Annotated in this window: 13 protein-coding genes, 1 tRNA gene and 1 pseudogene; 3 read left to right on the forward strand and 12 right to left on the reverse strand. The window is 52.0% G+C overall.

Annotation, left to right across the window (positions count from 1 at the left end):
- Nucleotides 1-148: 148 nt before the first annotated feature.
- Entirely contained in the window at nt 149-2,449 is a 2,301-nt protein-coding gene (ptsP, locus tag MXE41_RS05300) for a phosphoenolpyruvate--protein phosphotransferase (protein ID WP_247099614.1), read from the reverse strand.
- Nucleotides 2,450-2,821: 372 nt separating this feature from the next.
- A complete protein-coding gene (locus MXE41_RS05305; protein ID WP_247099616.1) occupies nt 2,822-3,331 on the reverse strand; it encodes an RNA pyrophosphohydrolase in 510 nt (169 codons plus the stop codon).
- A 928-nt stretch (nt 3,332-4,259) separates the two neighbouring features.
- On the opposite strand from MXE41_RS05305, the gene MXE41_RS05310 reads away from it, so the two are divergent.
- The 3 genes from MXE41_RS05310 (at nt 4,260) to MXE41_RS05320 (ending at nt 8,080) form a co-directional block, all read left to right on the forward strand.
- Nucleotides 4,260-5,072 carry a MutH/Sau3AI family endonuclease gene (locus MXE41_RS05310; protein ID WP_247099658.1) on the forward strand — a complete coding sequence of 271 codons (813 nt, stop codon included), beginning with the start codon at nt 4,260-4,262 and terminating at the stop codon, nt 5,070-5,072.
- Between the two features lie 1,782 nt (nt 5,073-6,854).
- Entirely contained in the window at nt 6,855-7,184 is a 330-nt protein-coding gene (locus tag MXE41_RS05315; RefSeq protein ID WP_246978232.1) for a hypothetical protein, read from the forward strand.
- Between the two features lie 819 nt (nt 7,185-8,003).
- Nucleotides 8,004-8,080, forward strand: a tRNA-Met gene (locus tag MXE41_RS05320).
- A gap of 425 nt (nt 8,081-8,505) precedes the next feature.
- Here MXE41_RS05320 and MXE41_RS05325 read toward each other — a convergent pair.
- The 10 genes and pseudogenes from MXE41_RS05325 to MXE41_RS05370 all read right to left on the reverse strand — a co-directional run bounded on the left by MXE41_RS05325 (nt 8,506) and on the right by MXE41_RS05370 (nt 20,178).
- Entirely contained in the window at nt 8,506-9,423 is a 918-nt protein-coding gene (locus tag MXE41_RS05325) for a flagellin (protein ID WP_247099618.1), read from the reverse strand.
- 341 nt (nt 9,424-9,764) lie between these two features.
- Nucleotides 9,765-10,673: a flagellin gene (locus MXE41_RS05330; protein WP_247099620.1), complete on the reverse strand. Its 909-nt coding sequence runs from the start codon at nt 10,671-10,673 to the stop codon at nt 9,765-9,767.
- A 323-nt stretch (nt 10,674-10,996) separates the two neighbouring features.
- Nucleotides 10,997-11,926 carry a flagellin gene (locus MXE41_RS05335; protein ID WP_247099621.1) on the reverse strand — a complete coding sequence of 310 codons (930 nt, stop codon included), beginning with the start codon at nt 11,924-11,926 and terminating at the stop codon, nt 10,997-10,999.
- Nucleotides 11,927-12,596: 670 nt separating this feature from the next.
- Entirely contained in the window at nt 12,597-13,865 is a 1,269-nt protein-coding gene (locus MXE41_RS05340; protein ID WP_246978229.1) for a hypothetical protein, read from the reverse strand.
- 686 nt (nt 13,866-14,551) lie between these two features.
- Nucleotides 14,552-14,902 (reverse strand): 50S ribosomal protein L19, encoded by a 351-nt coding sequence (gene rplS, locus MXE41_RS05345; protein ID WP_246978228.1) that lies wholly within the window; start codon nt 14,900-14,902, stop codon nt 14,552-14,554.
- 28 nt (nt 14,903-14,930) lie between these two features.
- Complete coding sequence (trmD, locus tag MXE41_RS05350; RefSeq protein ID WP_246978227.1) at nt 14,931-15,677, reverse strand: tRNA (guanosine(37)-N1)-methyltransferase TrmD; 747 nt, start codon at nt 15,675-15,677, stop codon at nt 14,931-14,933.
- Between the two features lie 67 nt (nt 15,678-15,744).
- Nucleotides 15,745-16,275, reverse strand: a complete 531-nt coding sequence (gene rimM, locus MXE41_RS05355) for a ribosome maturation factor RimM (RefSeq protein ID WP_246978226.1) — start codon at nt 16,273-16,275, stop codon at nt 15,745-15,747.
- 163 nt (nt 16,276-16,438) lie between these two features.
- A pseudogene (gene rpsP, locus MXE41_RS05360) lies at nt 16,439-16,669 on the reverse strand (30S ribosomal protein S16); the annotation flags it as partial.
- 887 nt (nt 16,670-17,556) lie between these two features.
- Nucleotides 17,557-18,960, reverse strand: a complete 1,404-nt coding sequence (ffh, locus tag MXE41_RS05365; RefSeq protein ID WP_246978225.1) for a signal recognition particle protein — start codon at nt 18,958-18,960, stop codon at nt 17,557-17,559.
- A 498-nt stretch (nt 18,961-19,458) separates the two neighbouring features.
- The gene (locus tag MXE41_RS05370; RefSeq protein WP_246978224.1) at nt 19,459-20,178 is read right to left on the reverse strand and encodes a flagellar protein MotX; all 720 of its coding nucleotides are present in this window, start codon (nt 20,176-20,178) and stop codon (nt 19,459-19,461) included.
- Nucleotides 20,179-20,555 lie beyond the last annotated feature (377 nt).

Raw genomic sequence — 20,555 nt, forward strand, 5'->3', positions numbered from 1 at the left:
ATGGGCTGGGTTTATGGACCCTGCCCTGCGAGCTGTTGTCTGCCGGACGGCAGGGACTGCTGGCCTTGGGCCATTCGTCCGGGCCTGCATGGCCGTGCGTCCAGCCTGGTCACCAGGGAGCGGCCACTTCAGTGGCGCTTACCTGGTATTAAGGCTTGGCCGGTATTATGTTAGGGTCCGGCTTGTTGTGCTCCTGCTGGTACAGGGAGATGATTTTGCCCAGGCCCTGGGAGATGGCATAGACCTCGTACAGGGAGCGGATTTCGGCTGCTGAGGTCATGGTCAGCGCCTTTTTGCCCAGCTCCTGGAGCTGCTCGTAGCTTACTCGTCTGAGTATGTACTTGATACGGGAGATGTAGGAGTAGTTCATGCTCAGGGAGGTAAAGCCCAGAGACAGGAGCAGCAGTGCTGACAGTGGCTCACCGGCACTTTCACCGCACAGGGTGATGTGGCGGCCATGCTGACTGGCCTTGTTGGCCAGATCCTTAAGGCAGCGTACCACGGCTGGATGGAAGATATTGTAGAAACGCTGTACCTTAGGGTTGGAGCGGTCTACGGCCAGCAGGTACTGCATGAGGTCGTTACTGCCGATGGAGAAGAAATCGACCTCGGCGGCCAGTTCGTCCATGAGGTAGACACAGGATGGTACCTCAATCATGACGCCAAAGCGTGGCAGAGTGACCTCTTGGCCGGTACGGGAACGAATCTCGTTGGCTACCTCAATCATGGCCTTTTTGACAAAGAGTACTTCCTCAATGCGGGAGACCATTGGGATCATGAGCTCAAGGTTGCCATACTTCTGATGGGCACGCAGCATGGCACGCAGCTGGGTGTACATAATGTTTGGCATGTCCATGGTGACACGGACACCGCGCCAGCCCAGAGCCGGATTGTTTTCCTTGTTAGGCAGATAGGAAAGACCCTTGTCAGAGCCAATATCCAGGGTACGCATGCATACCGGCTTTGGAGAGAACTCCTCGAGCATGCGTGAGTACCACTCATACTGCTGCTGTTCACTTGGGAAAGTCTGGCAGAGCATGAATGCAATTTCGGTACGGAACAGACCGATATTGTCGCTGCACTGGGATACGTCTGAGTTCTTCTGGTTGAGACCGGCATTGAGGCCAATAGTGATATGGCGGCCATCAAGGCAATTAACTGTATTGTTCATCTCACGATCGAAGAGATCGTGCTGTTCACGGCTCTGGGTTACCAGCTGACGGAACTCGTCCACTACTGACTCAGGAGGGTCAAGAATGACCTCACAGTTGCGGCCATCAACAATGATGGTGTGGCCGTCAATATCGTTGATATTGATGTTGACACCCAGTACCGATGGAATACCAAAGTCACGGGCCAGAATGCTGGCATGAGCACTGGCTACTCTTGAGGTAGCCACGAAGCCTGCAATCTTGTCCTTTGGCAGCTCGGCTACCATGGAGGCTGAGATATTCTCCATGACCAGAATGACAGGCTCGGCAATGTCAAACTCACGGTTGCAGGCATGCACCAGTCGGGAAATCAGTACCTGACCAAAATCCTGAATTTCGACAAATTTGTCTTCCTGACCTGAGATCTGGGCATCTTTCAGGCGGCGCTCAATGACGAATTTGACCGCAGAGGTAGCCATATACTGGCCCTCCTCAATGGAGGAGACTACTTCGTCCTGGAAGGCGGAGTCATCAAGCAGACGGCCATAGCTGGACACATAGCCTGAGGCAGCAGAGCGCTTGTCGCCCTCCTGCATCTTCAGGGCGGCACGATCCATTTCAATCTGCAGCTGGAACATGACCTGGTTGAAGAGCTCAACCTGCATCATAGGGTCATCACACTGCTGAATCTTGACCTCATCAAGGGAGACATCAGGCTGCCATACCAGAGCAGGAGCAATGGCCACTTCACCTGTGGAGCTCATGCCCTTAAGACGCTGGAGCACGTCGTCCTCAACACTGTTTTCCTGCTTGGAGCGGGCAATGATGGAGCCAATCTGGGCGGCCAGGGTGACCATGAAGGACTCTTCCTGCTCACCGAAGATCTGGCGGGTCTTGCTCTGTACTACCAGAACGCCGAGGCGGTTGCCCTGATTGAGTACAGGTACGCCCAGGAAGGACAGGTATTCGTCCTCACCTACGTCAGGCAGATATTTGAAATTAGGGTGGGCGGAGGCGTCGGCCAGGTTGAGAATTTCACTGGTAGTGCCCACTACGCCTACCAGACCTTCGTCCTGGCGCAGTGTTGCCTTGCCTACGGCCTGCTGGGACAGACCATCAGTAGCCATGAGGCGGTATCTTTTACGAAATTCATCCAGCAGATAAAGAGAGCAGCAGTCTGCCTCAGTAGTCTGACGGATATGCTGAACGAGCAGATTCATGGCTTTCTTCAAGTCATGCTCACTTGAGACCTCCTGGGTAATCTGACGTAAAGCCTGTAAGAAAATTCTTCCGTCCATGAAAACTCTCCAAATATTACCGCCACTGCCGGATACGGTCCTGTCAGGACCTGTTTGTTCTAAACATACTTAAATTGTTAAAGGCCGGATGACTGCGGCCCGGGGGCAATCAGGGTATCCCCCAAATTCTGTGCCACAGCCCCGCAGGGCGCTCGTACTGCCAGCCTGCAGCAGCGCACGGCTGCACCGTGCTGCACTGCCCGGCCTGGCGCCATGCGCCATGGCTGGCTGTCCTGCCAGGGCAGCCTGGCAGACAGGCCCTGCAGCCATCCGGGCAGTTGCAGCTGCCCGTGCCAGGAATCAGGGTCTTTGAGGGGCGTGCAGGGCAATGCTGTGTGAAGCCGGGCCCGGTACATAATTACCTTTTGAATGTCAGTCGCGTCTGGCTTTGAGCTCCAGTCTAAGTACCGACGGAGCAAATTCAACCAGGATTTTGCGGTATACATCCCTTTTAAATGAGATCACATGTCTGAGTGGATACCAGTAGGACACCCACTGACAGCGGTCAAATTCAGGATGCCGGCTGCTGTTAAACTGTACGGCGGCCTCGAAATTGGCCTCATCGACCAGAGCAAGTAGAAACCAGCGCTGTTTCTGTCCCTGATAACCCTCGATTCCACGAGGGTAATTTCTGTGCTTTTGCGGGACACGGTAACGATAGAAGTTGCGTGAGGTCTGAACAATGTAGACATCATCCGCTTTCAGGCCAATTTCCTCGTACAGTTCACGATACATGGCCTCTTCTTCGCTTTCTCCATCCTTGATGCCGCCCTGAGGAAACTGCCAGGTATTCTGACGGGCTCTGCGTGCCCACAGCACCTGGCTCCGGGAATTAAAGATCACCATTCCAACATTTGGTCTGTAGCCATTTTCGTCAAGCATGCACACCTCAAAGTGATCTAACAACCCGCAGGCCAGACCGCCCGGTCTCCTCAGAACAGAATAATACCTGTGTGGCAGACCTGTCCCAGCAAAGAAAAGACTGCGCCATCTCAGTCATCAAGCCCCAAAGAGCTGTACCTGCCTGAGATATGACAGCACATCAGGGGAAAAGTTCAGAAAAAGCACACAGGCACAGTATCTTTGAGTACCTGTCAGGTCTGGCAGCATGTGCGCACGTGCTTTGTCCATCTTTCCTGCAACATTTTGCATTATCACATATACCCGTGTTCAAGTACTAAGGGCCAGATCTAAAAATTCAAAATGAATCAGGATCATATTTTTCATCAGCGCCCGCCCCGCCGCCATTTCCGCCCCCTTTCCCAGTCCCGTCACGACCTCACCTCCACCTTCTCCCGGCATAATCACCAGGCCACGGCCGCAAAAAGCGCAAACCACCACTCCATGCCTGCGCCCAGCTGCGCAACGCTTCGCAGCGCATACTGCTTCCGCCCATGCGGCTGATTCAGCAGCACGCCGCACACCGCCACGGCACTCCCTCTCTGCAAAAGCAGGTGCAAGCCCCCACATCCATGAACATGCTGCACCATGGCTGCGTGAGCCTGATTCAGCCCCAGCTGCATAAGCATACCCAATGAGTTGGCTGCGGCACTGCCCCTAATGGCATGGGAGTACTCATTGCAGCTCAAGCTCAATGCCCCTGGTACCTGTGGCACCATAAGACCATCACACTGGGTGATTATCACTGCGCCCGCTCAATACAGCTACTGCCCATGACTAAGCATGGACATAGCGCAGCCTCCCATGGCAGTAAAAGCCATGGCATGTATAATCACTGGTACTCAGCTGCTCTTTGAGGACTGCAGCCAGAGCTTACTTTTATCCCCGGGCAGCAAGGACGCAGCAAGTGATGAACAACAGCGCAGATATCAAAATCGCAAATGACGGCTGGCAGTATGAAAACAGTCTCAAAAGCCCGCTGGTGCTCGATCCCCCAAAGGATATGGAGCAGCTGCTCCAGCGCCTCAATGCCATTGTGGGCCGCTCTGTTAATGAGCTTGCTGTGCTTGCCGGAGTATATATGCCCGAGCAGAGCCGTCAGTCCCGTGGCTACAGCGGCCAGATTATTGAACTCTTTTTAGGAGCTGATGCCAGCAATCAGTCCCTGCCTGACTTTGTGGACCTGGGTATTGAGCTTAAGACCATACCGGTAAGCTCAGACTTTACTGCCCGTGAGACCACCTTTATCTCAGCTGCCAGCATAAATCCAGAACGCTATATTCCTTTTGAGCGTACATCCCTGTACAGCAAAGTAAGACATATGCTTTTTGTCATCCTCTTTGCTCCCAAAGGACTGCCTCCTGCAGAACGCCGTATTCTGGGCTATTTCTTTTTCCAGCCTGACAAAGACCAGCTTGCCATCATGGAGCAGGACTACAACGAGTTCAATGAGCTCATCTTCTCCGGCCGTGCCCACGAGATAAACGGAACCATGGGCAACATACTGCAGATGCGTCCCAAGGCCCTGGACTCCCTTACCTACACCCCGGTAAGAGACACCGAGGGCAATACAGCCTGGACCACTCCACGCGGCTACTACTTCCGCCAGGCATTTACCACCTCCCTGCTGCAGTCCCTGAGTGCATCCCAGGGCCTGCAGCCAGATGACCTTGCCCACCTCAAGGAACTCCAGCACATCCTTATGCCATCAGAGCCCTCCTGACCCAATACCCCGGCTCAACAGGGCCCCTGCCCTTGGAGACCTGCCTGACCAGTCAACTGGCTGCCTTCCTTCCTGCCAGCCAGGAAGGCCTTTCGAGGCTTGCTACCTTCCTGCCAGCCTGACCTAAACAGTCACCCAGGCAAGCAGTACTCATGCCTCCCATCCCTGCCTTGGTGGACGCATGATCTTTAGCAATAGCCCTGCATGGGTGGCCGCCTGACCTTTCGCTCCAGCTGCCCTTCAAGCACTGACTATCACTCTGAATGCCATGCTGCACCGACTCTCTGAGCTGCCTGCGTCTCAGTGTGGCAGCTGGGAGCTCTGCCTCTCCACTACATACCTCCTAAATCCCCTCAAGCACATAATGCCTGCTGCTGACCTGAATGCCAGCATGTCCTGCCTTGTATGCAGCTACCCCCAAGACCTGTACAGCCAGAATGTCCTACCCTGTTTGCAGGTACCCCAGGACCTGTAATGCCTGCATGCCATGCCCTGTATGCAGGTATCCCCATGAGCTGTAAGGCCAGCATTTCCTACCTTGTATGCAGCTACCCCAAAGACCTGTACAGCCAGCATGTCCTACCCTGTTTGCAGGTACTCCCAAGGCCTGTAAGGCCAGCATGACATACCCTGTGAGACACCAGGTCACATGGATGGCCATAGCCAATTTGTAAGCTTGCTGGGCTCTCTTGCCTGCAGCCCGTAAAGCGCCCACCCCTGTCTTACCTCCATCAGCACATCCCTCCGTCTCAAAATCAAGTATCTAAGCTATTTAACCTCAAGCCCATGCTAACCTGACCAGAACTTTACCGGCCATGGTTATCAATATTAAAGCTTCAGTCTCAGTACCTCAGGTCACCATAAGGTGGTCATTGAATGACCAGACATACCGTGGTCATGAGGTTACCTGACAAGGTACCCATACCCAGCCCCAATTGACCTGTTGGATACCTGCTACATACCTTGTACAAGGGTACCTTTACCCTGCCTGTTAAGGCAGATGCAGGGATGTGCAGGCCGACCTGCATGCATACCTGTTAAGGCACTATGCAGTATGCAGTGTAAGCCGCTGTTGGGCAGTCCTGCACATGCCTGCAGCAGCCCCATACATACCTGTAATAAGAGCTTACACCAGACAATACGCCGCCTATTATCGAGGCTGACCTGTACCCATAAACTATGCATTAGTGACCTGCTATGAGCATGGCTGAGCTCAGGTAGTACCAGGGTACTGCAGGACACCTGCAAGGTACCTTTAACATGTCCGGCAACTTCCCTGAAAAGAGCTTGCTGACAGGTATCCTAAGGTGCCCATTAACAGGATGCCAGGTGCCCTGCTGTTGGAGGGTACCCAGGTACCCTCCAAAGGGTCCTGCCATGGGGTAAGCAACCTTTTAGGGCATGGTATGACAGGCTGAGCAAAATAAATTTCCAGTCACCAGGGGCGTACCAATGGGACCTGGCAGGAGCAACTCTGATTTTTTTGATAAATATCGCGTTTTTTCCTTTGTCAGGACCTTGATAATCTCATATAATCACAGTCAGCATATTCTTTGAACCAGTATTGCAATTATACGCGTCAAGAAAATGTACAGGTTATCTCCTGCCATCAGGGCTGTAATAACAGCAACATTCGGCCGTTATGGCAGAGGTAACTGATATGACCATACGCCCCTGCTGCAGGCAGGTATTGCACAACATGACAAGGTACGCCTCAATGTCCTGGAGGTTGTGACCTGGCTTATGGGACGTATGAGTCCTGCATCAATAACGAGGTTTTGAATGAGTATCTCCAAACGCCTGACCAAGGATGGCAAGAAAGTCACCATTACTTTCTACATCAAGAAGGAAGCCACTCTGGGCGCTCAAAAGATTTACTTAATCTGTGAACACAATGGCTGGGAGCCAGTTGCCATGAAGCCTATGAAGAATGGTACCTTCTGCGGTTCCATTTCCGTGCTGACCGGCCTGCAGCCAAGCTACCAGTACCGTTTCAAGTACGTCATGCCTGATGGTCAGGAGCAATTTGACAACGACTGGGATGCCGAGTCCTATGCCCCTAATCCATATGGTGGCGAGAACTCAGTGTTCACCACAGCCCAGCAGAACTAATCCTGCACGGCAGATAAGACAGCCCCAGGTGCTGTCTTACTGCCATACGGCCCGGCCACCTGCCTCACCGGCCGGACCCGCTCCAGCCTCCGGCATCATCCGGAGGTCTGGCTGCTCAAACTGTCCTTCCTGAATGACTGTCCTGCGCTGTCCCCTGCCTTACATTCCCTCTATCCTCACCATACTTTCCCTCATAAGTGCTCTACTGCCTTTACCGCCCTTTACTGCTGGTGTCGATTAGCCATGCCAGTTTGCTTTGCAGTCAGGCACGATCACGGTAATGAGCCCTGTACAGTGGTTCACGCCTGAGGGCAGGTATTGAGACGGCTGTCAGAGGTATGCCCCAGCTCTCAGCATGGCTGGAGTTGCTGCAGGCTATTCGTATACCTGTGCTGCAGGCTCCTCGTATACCTGCTCTGCCATACCTGTAAGATAGCCCTCTGTAATGAGCACATAGCATACTGGTGATGCTTCGGACCTTCCTGATATGGATAGACGTGGTATTGCACAGCCTTGCCATATAGGAGCCTGTACGCCGTCCTCTCAAGAGGCAGCAAGCCCCGGTACACAAGGACAGGACCGCCTCCCCATTCCACAGGTTGTCAGCGGTGCCACTTTCTTTAACTTTTGGCTCCTCTGTTTTTAACAAAGATACACGCCCACTCATGGACGCCTCGATGGCTTATATAAGGGAGTTGGTACAGGTTGAGAGCCTCTTGTCAACTGCCATGCGGCACAGTAATGTGATGGTCATGTTAATTATTTTTGAAAAAGTTGTTGACATGTGATCTGCATCTCCATATAATGTGCTCATTCAATCGCGGGGTGGAGCAGCTCGGTAGCTCGTCGGGCTCATAACCCGAAGGTCGTAGGTTCAAATCCTGCCCCCGCAACCAGTTTTAAACTGGTCAGCCTGCTCCAAAGACGACGCAAATCAGCAGCTTTAAGCTGCTTTTTTCGTTTCTGGGCCCTGCAAAATTCTCCTGCAGCCCGTCGCCTCCACGGCAACCTCCCATCTGGCGCTATCCCGCCGCATCTCTTCTGAAGACCTCTAATCCCCTAATACCTCTCATCACATGCCAGTAATCACTGGTCAGCACTCTATTGCCTTCAGGCTCTGCCCAGACGTCAATATCATTTGGCCGTGGCACAGGTGATTAGGTGGGACTTGAGTTTATCTCAGCCGTTATGGCTCCTCTAAACAACGTCTTACGTGTTCATCTCCAGATCCATGCCTCTTTATTAAAGCGGTCAGCTCTGTTGCCCCAGAAGCGAAAAAGCGGGCCAGTGGCCCGCTTAGGTTAAAGAGAGAAGTAATTGATTATCTGCCCAGTAAGCTAAGAGCGATAGTAGGACGCTGGTTAGCCTGAGCCAGCACGGACTGTGAGGCCTGCTGAATGATGTTGTTCTGGGTAAGAGCTGCAGTCTCAGAGGCGAAGTCTGTGTCTCTTATGCGGCTACGGGCATCAGACTGGTTTTCGGAGATATTAGCCTGATTGCGGATAGTACTCTCCATTCTATTTTGTAAAGCACCAAGTCCTGCGCGCTTGGAGTCAACAGCCTGAATCAGCTTGTCTATGTGTTCCAGTGTATATGTTGCTCTGGAAGAAGTAGAAACTGTAAAGCGAAGAGCATTAGCACTTACCATAAGGCCAAACTTGGCATTGGTATCTTTCTGATTCTGTGGACTAATTCCTGCCTGGTCAGCAATTCCACAAAGAGTAAATCCCATTGACCAGCTCAGATTAAGAGTGTTGCCTGCATTAGCGCCAACCTGGAAAGTAAGCTTGCCATCAGCTGGGATAAGACCTTTTCCTGCACCTTCAAGTACAACCTGACCTGCGAAAGTGGTCTGCTTGGCGATACGTGAGATTTCCTGGGAGAGCTGAGTTACTTCTTCCTGAATAGCCTTACGGTCAGATGCAGAGTTAGTACCGTTGGCAGACTGTACAGCCAGCACGCGGATACGCTGCAGCATGTTGGTGGTTTCGTCCAGGGCACCTTCAATGGTCTGGGCCAGGGCAATGCCGTCATTGGTGTTACGGTTACCCTGATTGAGGCCGTTAATCTGAGAGGTCAGTCGGTCAGCGATCTGCAGACCTGCTGCGTCGTCCTTAGCTGAGTTAATACGCAGACCTGAAGACAGTCTCTGATAAGAGACATTCAGGTTTAAAGTGGCATTACTGAGCTTCCTTTGGGCATTGATGGAGCTGACGTTCGTGTTAACGTAAAGGGCCATGGTTTTTTCCTTATTCTCTCAATTTCTTGTTGCATGACACACGCAAGACATTAAGTACGTGTTCTGCATTATATGAACAGTCTCATGCAACGCAGGTGCCATTGCTCCCCTCAAGGCAGGCTCCTTGTGGCTTTAACGTCAATAAACAGAAGCTAACAGGCTCTTTTATGACTGAAGCTTATAAGTCAAATGGCCTTGACTGTATTAACCCCGAACGTGTCGCAATCTTTTCATGGCACAAAGACCGGCCTCCAGACAGCAAGTATCATACTGCTCTTATAAAAAGCTAAAAAGCGGGCACAAGGCCCGCTTTAGGTAAAGAGAGAAGAGTAATGAATTTATTATCTGCCCAGTAAGCTCAGCGCAATCGTAGGACGCTGATTAGCCTGGGCCAGCACGGACTGAGATGCCTGCTGGATGATGTTGTTCTGGGTAAGAGCTGCAGTTTCAGATGCGAAGTCTGTGTCTCTTATGCGGCTACGGGCATCAGACTGATTTTCAGATATGTTAGCCTGGTTGCGGATAGTGCTTTCCATTCTATTTTGTAAAGCACCAAGGTTTGCACGCTTGGAATCAACAGCCTGAATATAGCTGTCTATGTTTCTAAGAACGGCAGTTGCAAGTGAAGCCATTGATATGGTCCAAATGTAATTTGCACCAGACTTAGTTATGCCATCATTGTTTTTATCAGGAGCTGCATTACCTTTAACCTGAGATATCAGGCCTGTCATAGTAAAAGCCTTACTCCAGTCCAATGTCAGAGTATTGCCTGCATTAGCACCTACCTGGAAAGTAAGCTTGCCATCTGTAGGAATTAAGCCCTTGCCTGCTCCGTCGAGAATCTGCTGACCCGCAAAAGTAGTCTGCTTGGCAATACGGGTAATTTCATGTGACAGCTGAGAGACCTCTTCCTGAAGAGCTTTACGGTCTGCTGCTGAGTTTGTACCATTGGCAGACTGTACAGCCAGCACACGGATGCGCTGCAGCATGTTGGTAGTCTCGTCCAGGGCGCCTTCGATGGTCTGTGCTAGGGCAATACCGTCATTGGTGTTACGGTTACCCTGATTGAGACCGTTAATCTGGGAGGTCAGTCGGTCAGCGATCTGCAGACCTGCTGCATCGTCCTTAGCTGAGTTAATACGTAGGCCTGATGACAGTCTCTGATATGAGACATTCAGGTTTAAAGTGGCATTACTGAGCTTTCTCTGGGCATTGATGGAGCTGACGTTCGTGTTAACGTAAAGGGCCATGGTTTATTCCTTACTCTCTCAATTTCTCATTGCAATACGCTCATCAAAGCTTGTATTGATGCAATGTAGTATTGAAATAGATCCATGCAATACAGGTGCCATTGATTATCTAAAAGCTGAATGCCATTGGCTTTAGCGTAAAAGCAAAATCTCATTGGCACGTTTGAGAATGAGCTTGAATGATTTTAAGCCATAGCATGCCTCAGCCAGTCAACAGCAATTAGGACTGCTAACAGAATAATTCCAAAGTCTTACAGATCCGCAAAACTAAAAAGCGGGCACGAGGCCCGCTTTAGGTAAAGAGAGAAGAAATATATCTGGTATTAACCCAGTAAGCTAAGCGCAATCGTAGGACGCTGATTAGCCTGGGCCAGCACGGACTGAGATGCCTGCTGGATGATGTTGTTCTGGGTAAGCGCTGCAGTCTCGGAGGCGAAGTCTGTGTCTCTTATGCGGCTACGGGCGTCAGACTGATTTTCAGAGATGTTAGCCTGGTTGCGGATAGTGCTTTCCATTCTGTTTTGTAAAGCACCAAGTCCGGCGCGCTTGGAATCAACTGCCTGAATCATCTTGTCGATGTTTTCGAGGGTCTTTGTCGAGGTGCTGGCTGAAGATACGGACCAGCGGTAATCATTTACATTCTGACCGACTTTAGTAAGACCATTATTTTTTGCATTAGCTGCACCGATGCCAGCCATCTTAGCAATACCCGACATGGTGAATGGATCTTCCCACACAAGGTCAAGGGTATTACCTGCGTTAGCACCTACCTGAAAAACAAGCTTACCATCAGCTGGAATTAAGCTGTTCTTATTATTGTTTTTATCGTACTTACCGTTCAGTACAAGCTGTCCAGCATAGGTTGTCTGCTGAGCAATACGTGTAATTTCAGCCGATAACTGAGTAACTTCCTCCTGCAGGGCATCACGGTCTTTCTGAGAGTTAGTACCGTTAGCCGACTGCACAGCCAGCACACGGATGCGCTGCAGCATGTTGGTGGTCTCGTCCAGGGCGCCTTCAATGGTCTGGGCAAGGGCAATACCGTCGTTGGTGTTGCGGTTACCCTGATTAAGACCGTTAATCTGTGAGGTCAGTCGGTCAGCGATCTGCAGGCCTGCTGCGTCGTCCTTGGCCGAATTGATTCTAAGGCCTGAGGAGAGGCGCTGATAGCTGGTATTAAGGTTCAGAGTGGCATTACTGAGCTTCCTCTGGGCATTGATGGAGCTAACATTCGTATTAACATATAGAGCCATAATCTCTTCCTTAATCTCTCTATTTTTCGCGTCTCATGTATGTCACAGCATAGTATAGACATACTGCATTATTGAAATAACTACATGCAACGCAGGTGCCATTTATTCACGCAAAGCTGATAGCTACGGGCTTTGCGGCAGAAAAACGCATGGCAACAGATACCATTTGCAGATTGAAAGAGAGGCAAATATCACGATATTTATCAAAGGCATCAGGCCATGTAAACGAGCTCACCTGCATATCTTCTGGCAGTCATAGCCTCTACATTTAGCGCACGCTGCACAGGCCACTGCACGAAGTGGCTCTCATGCCCCCCATGCATATCCTCGACAGTGCTAAGTCCCTGGTACGTGCTCTTTGGAGGCAGCTCCTGATGGTCCATATGATGAAAAGCTGATACGGGCCACGTCACCAAGGCACCATTCCCCCATCATCATTCTATCCCGCCAAAATGCGGCAAAGCTGCCAGCCGGATGGTCCGACTGGCAGCTTTGTTCTATGTATTATGGCTGCCGTGAAAGCTATGTGTACCCTGGCTGTCGCAAAAGCCATATGTTTTCTGGCTGGCGCAAAAGCCATGTGTACTCTGGCTGCCGTGAAAAGCTGTGGGGTGCGGCACTGTTTTTTGTGGGGACTGTGGATGGCTTTTTGCTCTGGCTGAGTTTTGGGTCAGCGTGCGTGGTATTCGCTCATCATCAGCTCCTTGCCCTGGAGGCTGCGGTACTCGAATGCGGCCTTGAGCATGAGGGAGCCGAAGATAAGGTGGAAGCGGCTCTTCATCTGGGCTGTAGTCTCTCCACTGGCGCAGTACATGAGCAGGTCGTCCCTGATTATAAGCTCGGTGTCCGGGTTCTCGCTCATCTCAAAGATACGATACGGATCCCATCCTGATGGCCTTGGGGTGTTGGTGGCCAGGATACTGATGCCGCGCAGCATAAGTCCCTGTTCCTCTTCGTAGAAGTCATCGAAGTTTTCAAAGGAGCCAAAGCCGTCGGTCTCGCCGTCATAGGAATAGTGGTAGGTCACCTGGGCAAGGCTCTTACGTGAGTGCAGCTGCTTGGCACAGTGGCCCATGATGCCTATACCCGCCTCAAGCTCAAACTGGGTGAACAGGCCTGCGTCTATGCCCTCCTGGGCAGCACTGCGGGCTGCATTGCTGTCAAGCTTGAGCCTTGCTACAAAGCTGCAGTCCTGATGGGCCATGTTATCGAGATCCTTAACCTCAGGTTCATCAAGATCCATGTAGACATCAACATCGTCTGCAGTCAGGCCGTAATCTCCAAGTCGGCTGAGCAGGCTGTGGATACCCTCCATCTGGTTGACGCTGCCCGGACGGAAGTCGTAGAACACAGGAAGAGGATTGGAGGACAGGTCGACTACCACCTCAAAGGTGGCAAAAGGAGCATCTTCGTCAGCGTAAGGATTGTCCCAGTCAGTTCTCATGTAATCCACGAGGCGCAGCTTTTCATAGCCGATGAACATGATCATTGAAGCCTGAACATCGGTCTCATCAGTAAGCCAGCTGCTGTAGCGGCGGGACTGGACAATAGAGCGGCTGAAAGCATCGATAAAGGTATTGTCGATAAGCTTTTCAGCTTCATCTATTTCCCAGCTGCTCACACCATCAGTCAGAGCTGACATCTCATACTTGCGAACGAAGTTGTTGAAAAGATCGTGACTGAACTCGTCATTAATCACCATAAAGCACATGAGCAGCTCTATGATGCGGGCAAAGCGATTGAGGTCGTACTGTGGGAGGTGATGAGCTTCATTGAGAGCGTTGACAATGGCAGCATAGACGCCAATGTCCCATGAGGCATTCTCGATCTCAATACAGTATGCGATCTGACTTGCCTCCTCCCATGTCAGGCCACACTTGTCCACGTAGTAATGGACAATCTGCGGTCTGTCGCTCAAATCCCTGGTAAATCTGTGCATAAAAGCGCAGGTCTCCTAATTCCGACTTCTTTTTGCTGTTAGTCAAAAGCCCTGTGGCTGCGGCATATTCCTGATGCGGCATTCAGGACACAATGGTGAAATCTCTGCAAGCAATGAGCCGCCATGCTCAGGCTGGTCATAATAATCATTTAGCCAGGATAAAGTGGTATGGCAGGCCTGACTGCCAGGCTGCTGGACCTCTGGCAGCCTGGCTGCCGTGCCATGGGCGCCTGACTGACGTGCCATGGTCGCCGGTCAGCTGGCTGTTAGTGATGCAGTGAGGCCCTATGCTATCACAGACAATTACGCCCAAATTGAGTCTTAACAGTTTTTAGCAAGTCAGGGGCCATAAGTAGCCGCTCACAGCCCATACTGACGCCTGCTGCGTGCATAATGCACAATGTGCACAGCCATGCAGCAGCCGGGCACCATAAAGGACTGACCCGAGGGCCTGGCAGCGTAAGGCATGACCGGCGCTGCGGCCGCCGACCGTGCGGGCCGGGTTCAGCGCGGCTGGAGGGCGGGTTGCAGATAAGCGGCCAGGCCCAAAATAACAAAAGCCCTGTACGGACTGTACAGGGCTCCTGGCAGGCTCTATGGTTATCAGCATGAGCCGATAATGGCAGACCACTGGCCGCTGCGCGTAGCGCTTTGCCAGGGCCGCCGGGAACACATAGTTCCTTGTATTAGACCTTCTCGCGGATACGGGCGGCCTTACCGGTACGGCTGCGTAAGTAGTACAGCTTGGCACGGCGAACGTCACCACGACGGGTAACCTTTACGGAGGCGATCATTGGGGAGTGGGTCTGGAAGACACGCTCTACACCCTCACCGGAAGACATCTTGCGAACGGTGAAAGAGGAGTTTAAGCCACGGTTACGCTTGGCAATAACGTTGCCCTCGAAAGCCTGTAAACGGGACTTGTCGCCTTCAACTACACGAACCTCAACACGAACGGTGTCGCCTGGGTTGAACTGTGGGATGTCCTGACGGAGCTGCTCTTTCTCAAGCTGGTCAATAATTGGATGACTGGCCATTTTTTACCTACCCTAAAACAAAATCTTTTTAATCCTCGAGCTTCTTTTGCTCAAGGTATTCGTCAAGAAGCTTCTGCTCTTCACGATTAAGTAATCTTGACTGCAATAAATCAGGACGTCTCTCGTAAGTTCGGGACAATGCCTGCTGCAGTCGCCAACGACGGATCTTTTCGTGATTGCCGCTCATCAGTACCTCTGGTACCGCCATCCCGTCTATGACTTCAGGACGGGTGTACTGAGGAAAGTGCAATAAACCATCGGCAAAAGAATCCTCATGGGCATTACGTATATCCCCCAGAACTCCTGGAACCATACGTGATACCGCATCGATGACACACATTGCAGGGATTTCACCACCCGAGAGCACGTAGTCACCGATTGAAACCTCCAGATCGACTTCTTTCTGAAGGATACGCTCATCTATCCCCTCATAACGTCCGGCTATGAGGATTAACGAACCCCAGTTATGGAATCGTGTGACCAGTGAGTGGCTAAGACGTTCTCCTTGCGGAGACATGTAGACGACTTTCGTTCCTTGAGGTGCCTGCTGGCGGGCCGCGCTGATTGCATCCCTTAAAGGCTGAACCTTCATCAACATACCGGGACCGCCACCGTATGGCCTGTCATCCACTGTCTGGTATTTGTCCAGAGTAAAATCGCGCGGGTTCCACACGTTGATATCAATCAGTCCGTGTTTGACCGCACGGGATGTTACTCCCGATTCAGTTACAGCTTTAAGCATCTCAGGAAAGAGCGATATAACACCAAACCACATTGCGATTTCCTTGAAAAGATGACTCAAATTTCTGCAGGCCGGGCCTGCGCATCCTTAAAAAGAAGGTTTAGTAATCTTCGCCCCACTCAACCCAGATTGTCTTCGCTTCGAGATCAAGTTTCGTGACAATCGGGCCTTTAACGTAAGGAATGAGCCTTTGACGAGGTCCACCCTTAGTTTGGTCAGAGGGAGACACCACCATGTAAGGGGCAGCTCCTTGATCCACAACCCTCAGTACTGTACCGAGGTTGACACCCTCCAGACCGATGACAGTGCATCCCTCGAGATCGCAAAGATAGATCTCGCCGTCTGGAAGTGCGGGCAAGCTTGAGCGCTTGATCCCGATATCCATGCCAGTAAGAAGAGCAGCCTCTTCTTTGACATTTACCGCATCGAGCTTAACAATAAAGCCGTCAGCATGCGGTTTCCAAGCTTCTACCTGAACCTCACGCCAATCTTCCCCACGCCGACGAATGAACCAAGGCGAGTAGTCAAAAAGGTTTTCAGGTTGCTCGGTAAAGGACTGTACCTTGAGGTAGCCCTTTAAGCCATAAGTAGAGCCCAGTCTACCCATGGAGCGTGGTGCATCATCAGCCATAAGCTGGAAAAAATGCTAATTAAGCTTCAGCAGGAGCTTCGGCGGCGGCAGCCTCAGCAGCGGCAGCAGCGGCGGCGGCTTCAGCAGCAGCCTTACGAGCGGCAACAGCCTTCTCGTACTTGGCGGTCTTGTAAGCGGCAACAGCCTCAGCGCCCATCTCGAAGTCCTTGATTAAGCGCTCTACGCGATCGGATGGCTGAGCGCCAACGCCCTTCCAGTAGTTAACACGGTCGATGTTCAGGTTTAAACGAACTTCCTGACCACGGGCGATTGGGTTGAAGAAACCAACCTGCTCGATGAAACGACCAGTTGCTGCAAAACGGGAATCAGCAACTACAACGTGATAAAAAGGACGCTTCTTAGCGCCGGCGCGACGTAAACGAATGACTACCATTTCGTAAATTACCTATTTAATACGTTCACAGCTGAGAGGTGCATATAGATTTCTCATGATGCGCATCAGCCAAGTTATAAATACAGACAAGCGATTTTACAGTTTTTCACCGAAAAATCAAGATCGATAACTCATTTTTTAACATTCCACACTAGGCAAAGCCCCCGCGATGTGCTATTTTCGTATGGATGTCTTTTAGACGTCTCCCACCTGCGCCCACTGCGGCAAATCCCGGCCTCATCAGCACGCTCACCCTCAGCGGCTGCATGCAGCACCTCACTTTCCCCTGACCTGTTCCCCGTTAAAACCGGCCCTGCCCTCAGTGTATCTGCACCCCGGCCGACTAACCTGCCCTTGATGCGTCTTTAACCCTGTCTTTATCTGCCCTTCGGCCAGAGGCCATGTCATGCCTGCGTTCCGTGATGCTGTGTGCCGGACCAGGGACAAAAGCCCGGGCCTGCGCGTAAGGCCTGTTTCCCGGCTCGCCCGGCTGCCTGCCCTACTGCCGACCGGGCAGCCGCCACAGTCCCTGCCGTGACGGAGGTTGACCATACAGGTAAGCCTGATGGCTTACCCAACTACAGGGCAAGTAAGAAAAGTGATGACGGCCCAGTATCACTGTCTTTAAAGAGCCAGGTTCAGAGACGGCATCGGCGTCAGCTCATGGTCCCTGCCGGGCCTTTGACGGCTTTGGCAATGCGGCAGGTGATCTCCAGCTATATATATATGTAGTGAAGGTCGGACCTGTTGTGCGCCCCATTACGACAAAGGGCAGTACCTGTTGGGGTACTGCCCTTTGTGTCTGGGGACCGGGGTGGCTGCGGCTGAGGCCGCAGTCGCCCCTGGTTCAGGCATGAGCCGGTGCCATGGCGGCGGGCCCGGGCTGCTTAGCGGCGACGGCCCGGGTTGCCCAGCAGTCCGGCCAGACCACCCATGCCGCCCATGCCGCCGGCCATACCGCGCATGGCGTTCATGGCAGCACGCATGCCCTTGCCGCCCTTGAGCTTCTTCATCATCTTCTGCATCATCTCAAACTGGGTGAGCAGACGATTGACTTCCTGAACCTCAAGGCCACAGCCGGCGGCAATGCGCTTCTTGCGGGAGCCCTTGATGATTTCAGGGTGAGCACGCTCCTTGGGAGTCATGGACAGAATGATGGCTTCGATATGGGAGAAGTTCTTCTCGCTGACAGCCTCACCAGCCTGAGCCATGAGTTTTTCGCCACCAGGCAGCTTGGAGATAAGGCCGGTCACACCGCCCATCTTCTTCATTTCAACCATCTGGCTTAAGAAGTCGTTAAGGTCAAAGCCCTCGCCCTTCTTAAGCTTCTTGACCAGACGGTCAGCCTTTTCCTTGTCGGTCTTGAGCTGTAATTCCTCAACCAGGGAGAGCACATCACCCATGCCAAGGATACGGCCGGCAATACGATCAGGGTGGAATGGCTCCAGAGGAACGACCTTTTCACCAAGACCAATAAACTTGATTGGCTTGCCAGTGATCTGACGTACCGACAGAGCAGCACCACCACGGGCATCACCATCAGCCTTGGTCAGAATCACACCGGTAAGAGGCAAAGCCTCGGCAAAGGCCTTTGCAGTATTGGCGGCGTCCTGACCGGTCATGGCGTCCACAACGAACATGGTTTCAACAGGCTCAAGAATGCCATGCAGCTCCTTGACCTCATTCATCATGTCTTCGTCTACGGCCAAACGACCGGCGGTATCGATAATCAGCACATCGATAAAGCGGCGGCGGGCCTCTTCAAGGGCAGCAGCGGCAATCTTCTGTGGAGTGCTGGACGGATCAGATGGCCAGGTCTCAATGCCGGTCTCACGACCCAGAGTATGCAGCTGCTCGATAGCGGCCGGACGATAGGTATCGACCGAACACATCATAATGCTCTTCTTGAGGCGCTCTTTAATATAGAGGCCAAGCTTGGCAGCCGAGGTGGTCTTACCGGCACCCTGCAGACCGGCCAGCAGAATAACTGCTGGTGGCTGGTGAGCAAGATTGAGCTCGCTGTTGCTGGCGCCCATGATCTCAATGAGCTGATCATGAACAATACTTACAAACTGCTGGCCTGGGGTTAATGAAGTATTAACCTCCATGCCCAGGGCCTTTTCCTTTACTCTGGCAGTAAAGTCACGGACCACTGGCAAGGCCACGTCGGCCTCAAGCAGTGCAGTACGCACCTCACGTAAAGTATCCTTTACGTTGTCTTCGGTAATTCGACCCTGACCTGAGATGTTCTTCAGGGTCCGGTTAAGTCTGTCGCTTAAACTTTCAAACATGGACTGGTAACTTTCCTGCACAACCAGGACGCCTGGAGCTGCACTGACTGTGCATGCCCCTACCGCACACTATATCCGCTGAGCATTTGCGCCTGTTATTGGTTTATCAGCCTGCCCGGCAGTCACAAAAGACTGCTCCAACTGTAAGTCACTCTACACAGTGCAGGCCTGCTCGAAATTCTTTATTATGCCCGCCTTTTACGGACACAATCGTCAACATTATACACATAGTACGGATAATGGCTAAATCGCAGCCGCCCATGCCTGCCCAGGCATGCCCATGAAGGACAGGCCAGAGGCCAGCCCTGGCGCCGGCCTGCGCTGCGGCCTGCGACGGGGCCGCACACCGGCAGCCTGCCTGCGGCGCAGGATGCCGGAGCGGGATTTTGTCTGTCTGCGCTCCAAAGAAAAAACCCCCGTACCACAAGATACAGGGGTCTTGGACTGAAACTAAATCTTTAGATCAGACCTGGCGCAGCCATATGGCCAGCCAGACCGTTAAATATCGTAAAAGCCGTCGCCCATGGCACGGGCAATAACATTAGGCGGCATCATCTTCTGCATTTCAGCCTGCAGGAAGTTACGCTTGGTTTTTTCGTATTCGGTGAAGTAAAGGGAATGATAAAGCCAGGAATAGGCTTCCTCATAATAGGCTGGTGCACCCAGTCCACGGACCAGCATATCGGCCCACTGCAGACGTGCGGTACGGTTACCAAGAGCGGCAGCAGCACGCATCAGGGTAACAGCCTTTTCCTTGTTACGAGGCACCAGATAGCCACGCTCAAAGTAATCTGCCATCTTGATCATGGCAGGAGCATAGGCGTGATCCACGGCCTTCTTCATATAGTCCAGGCCCAGTTCTACGTCCTGCTTTACGCAGATACCTGAGATCAGCATATCTCCCCAGACGTACTCGAATGCAGGCATGCCTACGATACGGGCACGGTCTTCGATATCAGGGGTGAACTGGCACTTGTCTCTGTCTCTGATAACCTGAGTGTAAACACCGCTGTCTACATAGGTGTTGAGTTCATCAACAGTATAGACGTTAACGGTAGTGTTATCGTCCTTGTACTTCTCAAGAGTGCTTTCAATTGCCTTGCGGGCAGTTAAAGCCTGAGCATCGGTTACCTTGTCATAAGTAGAAGATACCGAGGCCATAGCAGAGCTGGAAAGGCCGGCAATAAGGGCAACAGCCAGTAATAAACGCGATCTCATAAATGAGCCCTCGTATTCAGTTTTAGTTTCGTCCTAACCTATTAACGACAGGGCGCCTCCGTTTCTTTAATTTTTTGCCGCATTCGGCAAAATTTTGCCATGCCACCCCCAAAATCACTGTGTAAATACGATATTTACAGGCTTTTTAAACCAGCCTCCCTCCTGCACTGTTTTGCACCAAAGCAGTCAAATTTCTGAATTTTAAATCTTTAAATAGCTCAACAGGCCCTCAAATCTGTCAATTTGACAACACCATCACCCCGCGCCACCCCAACCTCATAAAACCGCAAAAATAAGCCATTTCTTACCTCAAAAAAGGCTCCTTAAGCCCCCCGGAAGTGCCGACTTCCGCCTGTAAAGCGCATGCATACGGCCCT

It is taken from the genome of Anaerobiospirillum sp. NML120449 (assembly GCF_023051105.1).
Taxonomy (GTDB): domain Bacteria; phylum Pseudomonadota; class Gammaproteobacteria; order Enterobacterales; family Succinivibrionaceae; genus Anaerobiospirillum.